The sequence below is a fragment of the Paracoccus sp. (in: a-proteobacteria) genome, from assembly GCF_035556475.1.
In the GTDB taxonomy this organism is placed as follows: Bacteria; Pseudomonadota; Alphaproteobacteria; order Rhodobacterales; family Rhodobacteraceae; genus Paracoccus.
The window spans coordinates 23,921-36,267 of record NZ_DATMFA010000076.1; the positions used below are offsets into that span (position 1 = coordinate 23,921).

Annotated in this window: 12 protein-coding genes and 3 pseudogenes; 8 read left to right on the plus strand and 7 right to left on the minus strand. The window is 63.0% G+C overall.

Annotated features, from left to right (window positions below; all coding sequences use genetic code 11):
• Positions 1-15: 15 nt before the first annotated feature.
• The 4 genes from VNQ78_RS09995 (at position 16) to VNQ78_RS10010 (ending at position 4,284) form a co-directional block, all read left to right on the plus strand.
• Positions 16-1,122 carry an ABC transporter substrate-binding protein gene (locus VNQ78_RS09995; RefSeq protein ID WP_325689221.1) on the plus strand — a complete coding sequence of 369 codons (1,107 nt, stop codon included), beginning with the start codon at positions 16-18 and terminating at the stop codon, positions 1,120-1,122.
• 113 nt (positions 1,123-1,235) lie between these two features.
• Positions 1,236-2,081 (plus strand): inositol monophosphatase family protein, encoded by an 846-nt coding sequence (locus VNQ78_RS10000; RefSeq protein WP_325689223.1) that lies wholly within the window; start codon positions 1,236-1,238, stop codon positions 2,079-2,081.
• Complete coding sequence (locus VNQ78_RS10005; protein ID WP_325689225.1) at positions 2,078-2,698, plus strand: dual specificity protein phosphatase; 621 nt, start codon at positions 2,078-2,080, stop codon at positions 2,696-2,698. Before VNQ78_RS10000 ends, VNQ78_RS10005 begins: the two co-directional genes overlap by 4 nt.
• A complete protein-coding gene (locus tag VNQ78_RS10010) occupies positions 2,695-4,284 on the plus strand; it encodes a metallophosphoesterase (RefSeq protein ID WP_325689227.1) in 1,590 nt (529 codons plus the stop codon). Before VNQ78_RS10005 ends, VNQ78_RS10010 begins: the two co-directional genes overlap by 4 nt.
• Here VNQ78_RS10010 and VNQ78_RS10015 read toward each other — a convergent pair.
• Positions 4,281-5,297: a substrate-binding domain-containing protein gene (locus VNQ78_RS10015; RefSeq protein ID WP_325689229.1), complete on the minus strand. Its 1,017-nt coding sequence runs from the start codon at positions 5,295-5,297 to the stop codon at positions 4,281-4,283. The two genes, VNQ78_RS10010 and VNQ78_RS10015, sit on opposite strands and share 4 nt — an antisense overlap.
• Positions 5,298-5,544: 247 nt before the next feature.
• Between VNQ78_RS10015 and VNQ78_RS10020 the strand changes: the two genes are divergently transcribed.
• The 3 genes from VNQ78_RS10020 (at position 5,545) to VNQ78_RS10030 (ending at position 7,684) form a co-directional block, all read left to right on the plus strand.
• Complete coding sequence (locus tag VNQ78_RS10020) at positions 5,545-6,081, plus strand: Na/Pi symporter (protein ID WP_325689231.1); 537 nt, start codon at positions 5,545-5,547, stop codon at positions 6,079-6,081.
• 227 nt (positions 6,082-6,308) lie between these two features.
• Entirely contained in the window at positions 6,309-7,205 is an 897-nt protein-coding gene (locus VNQ78_RS10025) for an ATP-binding protein (protein ID WP_325689239.1), read from the plus strand.
• Positions 7,202-7,684, plus strand: a complete 483-nt coding sequence (locus VNQ78_RS10030; RefSeq protein WP_325689233.1) for a response regulator transcription factor — start codon at positions 7,202-7,204, stop codon at positions 7,682-7,684. The genes VNQ78_RS10025 and VNQ78_RS10030 overlap by 4 nt, the downstream gene beginning before the upstream one ends.
• Before the next feature lie 96 nt (positions 7,685-7,780).
• Here VNQ78_RS10030 and istB read toward each other — a convergent pair.
• Together istB and istA are read right to left on the minus strand one after the other, a co-directional pair.
• Positions 7,781-8,507: pseudogene (gene istB / locus VNQ78_RS10035) on the minus strand (IS21-like element helper ATPase IstB).
• A gap of 14 nt (positions 8,508-8,521) precedes the next feature.
• Positions 8,522-10,060 (minus strand): annotated as a pseudogene (gene istA, locus VNQ78_RS10040) (IS21 family transposase).
• A gap of 101 nt (positions 10,061-10,161) precedes the next feature.
• Here istA and VNQ78_RS21600 point away from each other — a divergent pair.
• Complete coding sequence (locus tag VNQ78_RS21600; RefSeq protein ID WP_414694056.1) at positions 10,162-10,392, plus strand: LuxR C-terminal-related transcriptional regulator; 231 nt, start codon at positions 10,162-10,164, stop codon at positions 10,390-10,392.
• Here VNQ78_RS21600 and VNQ78_RS10045 read toward each other — a convergent pair.
• The 4 genes and pseudogenes from VNQ78_RS10045 to VNQ78_RS10060 all read right to left on the minus strand — a co-directional run bounded on the left by VNQ78_RS10045 (position 10,340) and on the right by VNQ78_RS10060 (position 12,160).
• Entirely contained in the window at positions 10,340-10,480 is a 141-nt protein-coding gene (locus VNQ78_RS10045; protein WP_325689241.1) for an Lrp/AsnC family transcriptional regulator, read from the minus strand. The two genes, VNQ78_RS21600 and VNQ78_RS10045, sit on opposite strands and share 53 nt — an antisense overlap.
• An 18-nt stretch (positions 10,481-10,498) precedes the next feature.
• Positions 10,499-10,624, minus strand: a pseudogene (locus VNQ78_RS10050) (hypothetical protein); the annotation flags it as partial.
• 2 nt (positions 10,625-10,626) lie between these two features.
• Complete coding sequence (locus VNQ78_RS10055; RefSeq protein ID WP_325689235.1) at positions 10,627-11,412, minus strand: SDR family oxidoreductase; 786 nt, start codon at positions 11,410-11,412, stop codon at positions 10,627-10,629.
• Position 11,413: 1 nt separating this feature from the next.
• Entirely contained in the window at positions 11,414-12,160 is a 747-nt protein-coding gene (locus VNQ78_RS10060) for a GntR family transcriptional regulator (RefSeq protein WP_325689237.1), read from the minus strand.
• Between the last annotated feature and the right edge of the window lie 187 nt (positions 12,161-12,347).

The following is a 12,347-nucleotide window of genomic DNA, read 5'->3' on the forward strand; positions in this document are numbered from 1 at the left end:
GGAGACGACAAAGATATGGCTATCAGTAGACTGATCCCGCTGGCGGTTCTGGCCGCTGTCTTCGCCGGGCCCGCTTTGGCCGAGGAGTTCGACCTCGACGCGCTGATCAAGGCCGCGCAGGCCGAGGAAGGCATCAACGTCGTCGACAGCACCGGCAAGATCGTCGACATGGCCGAAGGCTTTTCGAAGAAATATGGCGTCAAGGCCGTCGGCACGAAAAGCAAGGCGACGGCACAGCTGGAGGCCGTCGTGCGCGAGGCCCAGTCGGGCAATGTGCAGGGCGATGTCGTGATGATCTCGGACGTGCCCGCCGCCATGGGCCAGCTGATGCCCGAGGGTTTCGCGATCAGCTGGGTGCCGCCGGATCTGGCCGGAGATATCGACCCCAAGGCGCAAAACCCGCTTCTGGTGGTCAGCAGCCCGAACGTGCTGACCTATAATACCCAGCTTTATAAGGAATGCCCGATCAAGAACCTCTGGGATCTGACCGACCCCGAGTGGAAGGGCAAGCTCGCGATGCAGGACCCGCTTGGAAAGCCGTCCTATACCGACTGGTTCAACCAGATGCGCAGCCATGCTGACGACAAGATCGCCGCGGCCTATGAGGCGAAATTCGGCAAGAAGCTGGAAACCGACACGCCAAGCGCGACCGAGGCCTTTGTGGCGGCGCTGGCGGCCAACGGCCCGCTTCTGACGGATTCGGATTCGGCGGCGGCTGATGCGGTTGCGGCCAATGGCCAGACCGAGCCCTTCGTCGGCCTCGTCAGCGCGGCGAAGTTTCGCGATAACGCCGAGGGCAAGCTGACGCTTGGCCTGTGCTCGGACGTCGATCCCTTCATCGGCTTCCTGAACTCGACTGTCGGGCTGATCGTCAAGGGTACCAACAGCCCGAATGCCGCGAAGCTTTTCATCCATTACGCTATGACCGCCGAAGGCATCGCGCCGCAGGGCGAAGATGGCAAGGTCTCGTCGAACCGCACGGTTCAGCTGCCCGCAGACGAGCCTTCGGGGATTTCCAAGCATCTGGGCGAAGTGCTGGCTTACGATCCCTCGACCGGGATGGATGACTGGGACAATCGCCAGGACTGGCAGGACATCTGGCGGCTTTCCTACAAACGGTGATCCTCCTGCCGGGGCATTCCGCAGGGGATGTCCCGGCCTTTTTCAAGATTTCGCCGTCCGCACTTGCACGGCTGTGCAATATGCCTGAAGAAGCGGGTGAAAAGGAATTGTCAATGACGCTCACAAATGAAGACATAGCCCGGCGCGAGAGTTTCTTGCGCGATCTGCTCGCGAGTGCAGGGGCGCTTGCCCTCGACGGGTTCCGCCAGCAGGAAGGCCGGCCCATCGGCATGAAGGGCCCGCAAGATTACCTGACCGAGACGGACAGCGCGGTCGAAACCCATATCCGCGCCCGTCTGTCCGAGGCCTTCCCCGAGGACGGATTTCTGGGCGAGGAAACCGGCGGCACGCCCGGCGATCAGGCTTGGGTGGTTGATCCGATCGACGGCACCGCGAATTTCGCCCGCGCCATTCCCCATTTCTGCATCTCCATCGCCTTTGTGGCAAGGGGCGAGGTCCAGCTTGGCGGCATCGTGAACCCTGCGCTTGACGAGACCTATCTGGCGCGGCTGGGGCAGGGGGCCACACGCAACGGCCAGCCGATCCATGTCTCGGCAACCACCGACATCGCCGCGACCTCGTTCGAGATGGGCTGGTCGAACCGCCGCCCGCTGGCAAGCTATGTCTCGGCGCAACGCGAATTGTTCGAGGCGGGCAGCAATGTGCGCCGTGGTGCCTCGGGGGCGCTGGGTCTGGCCTATGTCGCAGACGGGCGCAGCGACGGCTATGCCGAGCTGCATATGAACCCTTGGGACTGCCTTGCCGGACTGCTTTTAGTGCGCGAGGCCGGGGGCGTGACCGGGCCTTTCCTTGCCTCGGACGGGCTGGCGCAGGGTGGCTCTGTCCTTGCTGCGACCCCCGGCGTTGCCGATATTCTGTCGCAGGCCACGGCCATTCCGCTGCTTGCTGGCCGCGACCTTCTGCCCGAAACCCAAGCCCAATCCCTGAGGACCGCATGAGCCCGCATTACGACCGCCCCTGGATCAGCCGCGTTTACGAAAACCTGCCGGGTTTCGGTGTCGATCTCTACGTCGGGGGCCGCGAGGGCGCCTCGGATGTCGGCCTGCTGCGCGCCAACGGGATCAGCACGGTTCTGAACTGCGCGGTGAATCTTGATTTCAACTATGTCGCTGAAGTCGATGAAATCTCGCATGATTCCGGCGTTGGATACGGTCCGGCGCAGATCCGCTATTACAAACTTGGCATCGTCGACGGGCCGGGTAACCCAGATACGATGATGCTGGCCGGTTACTTTCAGCTGAAAGGCGCGCTGGAGCAGGTGCTGCCCGAAAAGCCCAGCTATCCGCTGCGCGAGCGTGGCAATGTGCTGGTCAACTGCCGCGCCGGTCGCTCGCGTTCGGTGGCGTTGGTCTCGCTGTTTTTGCACATGCATCTGCCGCAGGAATTCCCGACGCTGGCCGATGCCATCGCTCACGTCCGCGTCAAGCGCGAGCTGCGCCCGGATGAATGGGATTCGACGCCAAAGCCCATGCTGATCGCCGCAGCCGAGCGTAGCGCCGCCTGGGCGCGGTTGATCGAGTCCGAACATGACCGGGCAGAGGCGGCGCTCGCGTGATCAAAATCGCCGTTATCGCCGACCCGCATGTTCATGATTGCAGCTGGCGGCCCGAAAATTCGGGCCTGACCGGCGCGATCCGCAGCTATTCCGAGACCGCCGCCTCGACCCGTGTTTTCAACGAAAGCATCCCGGCCTTTCGCGCAGCACTCGACCGCGCGGTGGCTGAAGGGGCTAAGCTTGCGCTGCTGGTCGGCGATCTGACCGATGACGGACAGGAACCGAATATCCGCGCGGCTTTGGCGATTTTGGCGGAATACCGTCAGCGCCACGGCCTGCGGGTGCTGGCGACGCCGGGGAACCATGATTTCTACGCACTGGCAGGCCGTCCTCAGGTGAAAACCTTCCTTGGCGCGGATGGTGCGCCGGTGGTGGTGGATTCCGCGACCTCGCCCGATGCCGCGACCTTGGGGACCGAAACGGCGCTGCGGCTGATGGCGCATCTGGGCTACCGGCCGGAACCCACCGATCTCCATTGGGAAACGCCTTTCGGCACGGATCCTGATTTCGCGGCCCGTCACTATGAGGTGGTCAGCCCCGATGGCCAAAGCCGCCAGCAGATGATCGACAGCTCGTATCTGGTCGAGCCCGCGCCCGGTATCTGGATCCTCGCTCTTGACGCCAATGTCTGCGCGCCGCGCAACGGTCAGACCGATGCAAGCGACCCCACGGCCTATCACGATCCGACGGATGGGGGCTGGGCTGCGGTGATCGCCCATCGCGCCCATTTGCTTGACTGGATGGCTGATGTCGCCGCGCGGGCCAAGGCGCAGGGCAAGCAGCTGATCGCCTTTTCGCATTATCCGGTGCTTGATCCCCTGGGCGGCGCATCGACCCAAGAGGTCGCGATCTTCGGTGCCACCGGGCTTGCCCGCCGCGCTCCGCCCGCCACTGTCGCCGAGGCTTTCGCCGCAACCGGCGTGCCGCTGCATTTCTCGGGGCATCTGCATGTGAACGATTGTTCGCGCCATGATGGGCCGCGCCCGTTTCTCAACCTCGCGACGCCCTCGCCGGTCGGCTTTCCGCCCGCGATGAAGCTGATCGAGAGCGACGGCCCGCGCCTTGCGCTGCGGACGCTCGATCTGGCCGAGGTGCCGGGCCATGATCTGGCCTATGCCGCCTATCAGGCCGAGGCTGCGCTGGCCGGTCGCACTCCCCCCGTCGCGAGCCGCGCCGATAATCACGGCGCTTTCATGGATCACCACCTGAGCGCGGTGGTCCAGGACCGCTATATCCCGCGCGAATGGCCGCCAGAGATGGCCGCGCTTTTCGCGACCGGAGACTTGCGCGATCTGGGCGCGTTGTTCGGACTGACAGAGGCGCTGCCGGACCTGCCCCTGACCCATCTTGCCGAAGACTGGTATCGTCTCCGCAAAGGGGCCGATCTGGCGGCGCGCTATATCCCGGCGGAACGGCTCGCGCTTTACGACCGCCTCACCCGCGATCTGCCCGAGGCCGGGGGCGCGGCCGAGGGCCTGGCGGGGCAGGTGACAAGCTTCTTGCGGATCATGCGCGCCTATCTTGACCGCCTGCCCAACCGCGACATCGCGATTGATCTGCGCGAAATGACGGTAACGCGTCTTTAGGGCCGCACCGTCTTGCGCCAGACGATCTGGACGGGCAACGATTTCTCGCGCGGGACATCGGCCTCATCCGCGTCGATGATCTGGGCGATGTAATCGGTGATCTCGGTCAAAGGCTGGCGGAAGGTCGTCAGGTTATAGCCCAGCCAGCTTGACTGCGGGATATCGTCAAATCCGACGACGCAAAGATCGGTCGGGATATCCAGCCGAAACTCGATCCGCGCCGCATCCATAAAGCCAAGCGCCAGCAGATCGGTGACGCAGAAGACCCCATCGGGCCGGTTCGATCCCGCAAGCAGATGGCGCGCGGCCTCGGCCCCGGTGGCATAACTGGTCGGACCGCTGCGGCTGGCGGTCACGTCCATGCCAAACTCGGCTGCGGCGGCCAGAAAGGCATTTTCCCGCGCGACAATGCTGGGCGTGCCGGCGGTCGAGCTGACCAGCGCCAGCCGCGAACAACCGGCGCGGCGCAGCATCAGACAGGCCTCGCGCGCGGCATCTTCATTGCCGGTCAGCACGAATTGCACGCCCTCGATCGGCTCGTCGCGGTTGATCAGGATGACGCGCTGGCCGTTCTCGATACAGGTTTCGATCAGCGAGGCGGGCGGGCCGCCGGACAGCACGACGGTGGCATCGGCGCGGTAGTTCAGCGTCTGGCGCAGCGCCGCCGAGACATTCTCGGGCTGACCTGCGGTATTGAGGACCATCACCACCTTGCCAATCGCCTGCAGGCGGCGGATCGCGGTTTCAACCAGCGCGGCCTGATAGGGCGTCTGCATTTCCGAGACGATCAGGCAGACGATGCCCGAGCGGTGCTGGATCAGCCCGCGCGCCAGATGGTTGACGTGATAGCCAAGCTTTTCCGCGGCGGCGAGAACCTTGGCGCGGGTCTCGGGCGAGACGCTGGCGCCGTCGGTGAAGGTCCGCGACACCGCCGAGCGCGATACCCCGGCAAGTTCGGCCACCTTGTTCGCGCTGACTGAGGCTTTCCGCGGCTTGCTCTTGCTTTTCGACACTGGCCCATCCGTCCCCAAGATCTCCGTCCTATCTTGCACAAAACCATGATGAGAAAAACATCTTTTCGGAGGGGGATTTTCGCGATTTTTCCCTGCTATCGCTATGGTTAACGAGCGTCTCGCTAAAAGCTTCGCGGGCAAATCCATGCCGCGCTTGCTGCAACCATGCGAAATTCTTGCACTGCTGTGCAACAACTGTCACGATAGGCTGAAACCGGACCAGGATCCGTCCGGGTAGGGGGATGGCGTGGCCTCGACAATTCAACTTATTGACCTCCTCGGCGCGGTGGCGCTGCTGCTCTGGGGGCTCGATCTGATCAAGACCGGGGTGCTTGCGGCCTTTGGCGCCGGGCTGCGGCAATGGCTGGCGCGGGGCACGCGCAACCGTTTCAGCGCGGCTTTCTGGGGGTTCATGGCGACGCTCGGGCTGCAATCGAGCACCGCGACGGCCGTGCTGATCGCTTCGTTTACCGCGCGCGATCTGGTGCGCCCGCGTATGGCGCAGGCGATGATGCTGGGCGCGAACCTCGGCACGGCGGTGGTGACGGTGATCTTGTCGAGCGATCTTCATTGGCTCGGAAGCGTGCTGATTTTTCTGGGCGTCTGGCTGTCCAAGGGTAGCGGTGCCGAAAAGACCCGCGCGATTGGGCGGGCCGTCCTCTGGCATATTCGCCCAGAAGGATCGCATATCGCTGGATCGAGGCGCGCGCCCAACCATTGCGGGGCGCCGACGGCAAGGTCGTGCAGGGGTATTTCGCATCGATCGATATCGAGGATGAAATGAACGCGCAGGAGGCCCTGCGCGCGCGCGCTTCTTATGGCAAGTTGTTGAGACACTTCCCGCGATGATCAACTGTGCGCCACCAGATGGTGAGCCTGTCTACCGAAGCCAGCAGTTGCACGAGTTTCTTGGCTATCCGCTTGAAGGCTTGATGGCACCGCAAAATCGCGACTGGCTGGTACGCTGGATTCCGGCGTGCACCCCGACGATGTATCCGGCGTCAAAGAGGAATACGCGCGATCGCTCGCCACGGGAAACCCTATACCCGCAGGCATCGGTTACGTCGCAATGATGGCGAATACCGCTGGGTCGAGACCCGCGCCGTACCAATGCGCAACTCGGACGGAGACATCATCCAGTGGAATGTGATCTGTCTGGATATCGACGGTGAGGTCCGCGCGCAGGAAGCGCTCCGCCTTGCCCAGGACCGGCTCGCACGATCAAGTCAGGCCGCAAGCCTCGCAGAGCTGTCGGCATCTATCGCCCATGAGGTCAATCAGCCGCTCGCCGCGATCGTCGCCAACTCACATGCGTGCCGCCGATGGTTATCGGCCACCCCTCCGAATCTCGAGCGCGCCAATATTACGGCTGAACGCATTATTCGCGATGCCAACTCTGCCGCGGATGTTGTCGCCCGCATTCGTGCGTTGTTCAAGCAATCGACCGAAGCACGCACGGTGACTGCAATCGCCACGGTTATGGCGGAGGCTCGCGATCTCATGGCCGAAGAGGCCGCACCGGGCGGCGTCCGCATAACTTTGGAGGTTCGCGGTGCCCTTCCGACTGTATTGCTCGACCGTGCCCAGATCCAGCAGGTTCTGGTGAACCTGATCCGAAACGGCATCGAAGCAATGGAGGGGATGGCGGGCGACAGGCTGCTCAATCTCCTCGCCGGATCGATACCCGAGGGCATCCAAGTCGAGGTCGCCGATAGCGGCGCGGGCCCCGCCGATCTGGACAAGGTCTTTGATCCATTCTTCACGACCAAGACAGACGGAATGGGGATGGGCTTGGCGATCTGTCGCTCAATCGTCGAAGCGCATGGCGGAGAGCTGTGGGCAGAAAGAACTGAACCACGAGGTGCGATTTTCATCTTCACCTTGCCGACCGAAATGAAAGTGGAATGATAACAAAGGATGATCATGTCGTCTGGATAGTGGATGACGATGAACGCATGCGGGAGGCTCTCGCAGAGTTGCTAGCATCCCATGGCATGCGCGCCATCACATTCAGTTCTGCCGGCGACTATGTCCGCGCGGACAAACCGAAAGTGTCGGCCTGCCTGATCCTTGACATCGAATTTCCAGATATCAACGGCCTCGACCTGCAGCGTCAGATCTCCGGTGGGCATCCGCCGATCGTCTTCATTACCGGGCATGGTGACATCCCGAGTTCTGTCCGCGCGATCAAGGATGGCGCGGTAGATTTTCTCACCAAGCCCTTCAGCGAAGCCGACCTCATGAATGCGGTCCAAACCGCCATCGCACAGGACCGCGAAGCAATAGCCGCGCGCCTGGAGTTCGAGGCACTGATACAGCGTTATCAGTCACTCACCCCTCGCGAACGAGAGGTGTTGCCGCTGGTGGTAAGTGGGCTTCTGAACTAGCAGGCGGCCGCGGAAATCGGGATCAGCGTGCGCATTTCGCGAAATTGGGGCAACCGTTTCGCGGTCACGGGCAGGCTGGTCGACAGGTTCATGGGGTCAGCACTGAGGGCTGAGGTCAAGGGGTTTCGTTGTTCTTCGCCGCATGCTTTCGCCTGAGAGTTGAAGGCGATGAGCGTTGTGAACGAGACGGTCGAGGATGGCGTCTGCTAGGGTTGGATCACCGATGGCTTCATGCCTGTGTTCGACGGGCAGTTGGCTGGTGACGATTGTGGAACCTCGCCCGTGACGATCCTCGAGGATTTCCAGCAGATCCCGACGTTCAGACGGGGCGAGGACGGCAAGCCCCCAATCATCGAGGATGAGAAGTCGGGCGATGGCCTTGAGCATGCGGGCGTGGCGCTTCGAAGAGGCGTGGCACCCGGTGATAGGCCACGCTGCGGCCATCGCGGCAAGCCTTGTGACCTAGCGCGCAAGAAATCCAGCTCTTCCCGAGGCCGGTCTGGCCGGTAACCAGAAGGTTCTCATGGCGGTCGATCCAGGCTCCGTCGACCAGATGCGCCATGACGACGCGATCGATGCCGCGGGGCGTGCGCAGATCGAGATCCTCGACACTAGCGGCCTGGCGCAGGGCCGCGAACTTCAGGCGGGCGGTCAGCCGCTTGGCGTCGCGCTCGGCGGCCTCGCGATCCACGAGCAGGCCGAGCCGATCTTCGAAGCTTAGAGCCTCGAAGGTCGGACCTGCGCGGCGCTGTTCATCCAGCGCCTGGGCCATTCCGGCCAGGCCGAGCGCGATGAGGCGCTCGGAGGTGGGGTGGGTCAGCATGGGTCCTCTCCTTGTCAGTGGCAATAACCCTGGCCACGGATATTGGCGTGGTTCAGGGGGCGGTCTTCGGGTCGATCCTCAATGAAGGCCCGGTCGAGCCCGTTCTTCAGGATCGACCTGATCGACGCGACGGATCTGGCCCGGATGGCCAGGCCGCGTCGGCAGGCGGCATCGAGGCGGGCCGCGTCATAGCTTTTGGCCAGGGCCAGCACGCCCATGCAGGTTCTGAAGCCCTGCTCGGGATGGGGACGGTCCGCCATGACCGCCTCGCAAAATGCGGTCACCGATGGCCCAAGCTTCGCGGCCTGCGCCAGCATCCGGGCCGGGGTCCATTCCGCGTGCCGCCTGTGAGCGGAAGACATGTGATTAGGCAGCGTCACATAGCTGCGCCGCCCCTGGCAGCGGAGATGGCTGGCAACTCTCCGGCCCTTGTGGAAAACCTCCACAATCTCGCCGCAGACCCGGACATCCACCTCTTCCCGGATCAGGCCGAAGGGCATGGAATACCAGGAGCTGTCCATTTCGACGTGATAGTCCGGAGCCACCCGGGCGCGCTTCCATCTGGCGAAGGCATAGGGGGTGGCGGGCAGCGGCTGAATGTGCGGCCGATCCAGCGTGGCAAAGAGATCGGCGCGGCTGGCACCATAGCCACGCATGAGGCGCATGTTCAGCTCATCGCGCAACTGCCGGATCTCGGCGTTCAATTCGGCCAACGAGAAGAAACGCCGATTGCGCGGCCGGGCCAGGATCCAGCGCTGTGCTACCTGCACCGCGACCTCGACCTTGGCCTTGTCGCGGGGTTTGCGCGGCCGGGCAGGCAGGATCGCCGTGCCATAATGCTCGGCCATCGCGGCATAGGTCCGGTTCAGCCCCGGATCATAGCGATCGGCCTTCAGCACCGCCGACTTCAAGTTGTCCGGAACAATGACTCTGGGACCCCATCCAGAAAGGCGAACATCCGGACATGGGCACCAATCCAATCCTCCAGCCCTTCCGTGGGAACGGCCTCGGCATAGATGTAATTCGACGCCCCCATGGCCGCGACGAACAGCTTCATGGGCCGAACTTCGCCGCTTCCCGGATCTATGATGTCGATCCTGTCCCCGACAAAATCGACGAAGATCTTCTCCCCGCCGACATGCGTCTGCCGCATCGTCGGACGCACGCGCCCCTTCCAGGCGTCGTAATGGGTGCAGAACCAGGTATACGCAAAGCCCTCGGGATAGGAGGCGCGATACTCCTCCCACAGCAGCATCCGCGTCACCCCCGGCCGCCGCAGCTCGCGGTCGATATGGGCCCAGTCCGACACGGGCCGGTCGGGGTCGGGAACGGTGGGGGGCCGATGGAAACAGCAGCAGCTCCAGACCATCGTCATCCAGGCTTTCCGGCAATGGCCAACGCAGCCCGGCTTGCCGCGCCCGGCACAGGTAGGTCCCGACGCTGGTCTTGCTCAGCGCGAGCGAGGCCGAGATCTGCCGTTCCCTCAAGCCCTGGCCATACTTCAATCGTAAAACATCGCGTATCCGCCGCATGTTCAGTCGTCCTGTCGGCATTCGGCCCTCTCCTGCATTCAGGAGCGGAACTCTATCCTCTGGGTGTCGACCAAACCTGCCCGCGATGACGCGAAATCGCTGCCCGCGATCGCGTGAAATCAATGCCCGTCATCGCACGAAACGGGCGCCCGCCATCATCTGAAATCACTGCCCGCCATCACGCGAAACACGCAATCAGCGAGGTCACGCTGCAAATGCACCGTAGAAATGTCATGCAGAAGATGGCGGCGACCTCATTCGCCGACCTCGTGCGTATTGCCAGGCGTCTGGAGGTCCCCCTCAACCGCCTTCAAAGGCGGCGTGTTGATCATCGAGCTGTCTGTCCAGCTTGACCGAGACGAAAACCGAAAAGCCGAAACCCGTCCGTGCTTCGTCCAGCAGGGCGGCAAAGCCGGTGAGGAACCCGGCATCCTCCAGCATTCGCACGCGACGGGCGCAGGACGTGGCCGACAGTCCGAGGTAGTCGCCCAGTTCCTGATGCGTCGCTGTCCATTCCCCTGCAATTGCGCCAGGATGCGGCGATCCAGCGAGTCCAGGGCCTCTGCCATACGGCACCTCCGTCACGCCTACAGTATCATCGGCGCGCGATAGCTTTCGAAATTACCGCATACCCCGATGGACTGGCCCGAGATATGCGGAGCAAGATCAGAGGCGAGGAAGGCCGCCATATCGGCTATCTCCTCCATCTGCACCATGCTGTGCATGGAGATATTGTGCAGGAACAGGCGGGCATAGTTATCAGGCGCCATACCGTGCTCTTGCGCCTGCTCGGCAATCACCCGGCGCCCACGCGGCCCGTCGACCAGACCCGGAAGGATCGAATTGACCCGGACCCCCATCTCTCCCAGTTCGATGGCCAGCGTCTCGGTCAGGCCACGAACCGCGTATTTTGAGACAGAATAGGGCAGGCGCAGGGGCATGCCGACGCGGCCGGCGACCGAGGCCATGTTGATCACCGCGCCGCCGCCTCCCGCGCGGAACAGAGGCACTGCGGCGCGCACCATGTAGAACATTGCAGTGATGTTCACCGCCAGCGTCGCTTCCCATTCGGCATCGGTAATCTCGCCCACGGCGCATGTCGGGCCAGAAACGCCTGCGTTGTTCACCAAGATGTCAAGCCCGCCATATTCCGACAAGAGCCGGTCATAGACGCCCCGGACTTCGATCGAATTGGCGACATCGGCACGCAGGATCAGCGCCTCGGGCAGCAGATCGCGGGCCGCCTCGACCGCCCCTTCCGAAATGTCGCAGATGCAGACGCATGCACCCAGATCGGTGAATCTCCGGGCGATCGTAAGCCCGATGCCCCCAGCGCCGGCGGTGATGAGGGCGATCTTTCCAGTCAAGTCCATGCTATCCCTCTTTCGGTTCGTTTTTGCGCCTGCCACGGCGCTTATCCGCAGCAGGCGGGGGTTCCACTTCGTTGATCAGGTCGACATTGCGCCGGAAATATCGGGCCGAGTGCCAAATATCCCCGGCGATGGCGCGTGCAGCGGCGCTCGGCATGCCATTCTCGCACGCGGTGATGATCCGTTGATGGAACAGCGTGCCTGCGCGCAAAAACGGGGTCGGGTTGTCCAGCTTTCGATGTGCGTTCATCAGATAGGGCCCCGCACGCAGCCACAACCCATTGATGATGTCAAACAGCTGCGGCATCTCGGCGCTTTCGTAGAGCGTGAAATGAAACGCGCGGTTGGCCGTCATGACCACAGTCGGGACACCGGCCTCGACGCCCTCGATCATCTCGCGGTTTATATCACGCAACCGGGCGATGGTTTCCGGCGTGATCCGCCGCACGGCTTGATTTGCCGCCAAGCCTTCAACGGTCATCCGCACCCGCATCAGTTCGCGAAACATCGTGGCCGTGAAGGGGGTCACGCAGAAGGTGCGGTTCGGTAACTGGGTCAGGGCGTGCTCGGCCACCAGCCGCTGCAACGCCTCGCGGACCGGCATGGGGCTGATGCCGAGCATTGCGGCAAGATTGCGGATGGTCAGACTTTCACCCGGCAGCAGTTTCCCGGTGAACAGCGCTTCGCGGAGCCGGTTGTAGACCTGCACCTGAATAGTCGCCGATTCGATCTGTCCGAGATCTGTCCTCATGCCTCCTCCATACGCTGCACCTAATTGGCAGCCGCCTTCGACTCACCGATAGCACAAAGTTGGAAGTGCGCAAATTGAGATCACAGATCACGATTTTTGTTGACCGTGCTGCGCGATCCGGAAAGGGTGGCAGCGAGAGACGACTGTGAATGGTTTGGGAGGGCCGCTCATGCTGTCGGTGGGAGTG

What these genes read in the sequence shown, in the direction of transcription:
- VNQ78_RS21600 (WP_414694056.1), top strand. Translation starts at nt 10,162, where the DNA reads ATGCCCGTCATCGCACGAAACGGGCGCCCGCCATCATCTGAAATCACT.
- VNQ78_RS10005 (WP_325689225.1), top strand. Translation starts at nt 2,078, where the DNA reads ATGAGCCCGCATTACGACCGCCCCTGGATCAGCCGCGTTTACGAAAAC.
- VNQ78_RS10000 (WP_325689223.1), top strand. Translation starts at nt 1,236, where the DNA reads ATGACGCTCACAAATGAAGACATAGCCCGGCGCGAGAGTTTCTTGCGC.
- VNQ78_RS09995 (WP_325689221.1), top strand. Translation starts at nt 16, where the DNA reads ATGGCTATCAGTAGACTGATCCCGCTGGCGGTTCTGGCCGCTGTCTTC.
- VNQ78_RS10055 (WP_325689235.1), bottom strand. Translation starts at nt 11,412, where the DNA reads ATGGACTTGACTGGAAAGATCGCCCTCATCACCGCCGGCGCTGGGGGC.
- VNQ78_RS10030 (WP_325689233.1), top strand. Translation starts at nt 7,202, where the DNA reads ATGATAACAAAGGATGATCATGTCGTCTGGATAGTGGATGACGATGAA.
- VNQ78_RS10045 (WP_325689241.1), bottom strand. Translation starts at nt 10,480, where the DNA reads ATGCTGGAGGATGCCGGGTTCCTCACCGGCTTTGCCGCCCTGCTGGAC.
- VNQ78_RS10060 (WP_325689237.1), bottom strand. Translation starts at nt 12,160, where the DNA reads ATGAGGACAGATCTCGGACAGATCGAATCGGCGACTATTCAGGTGCAG.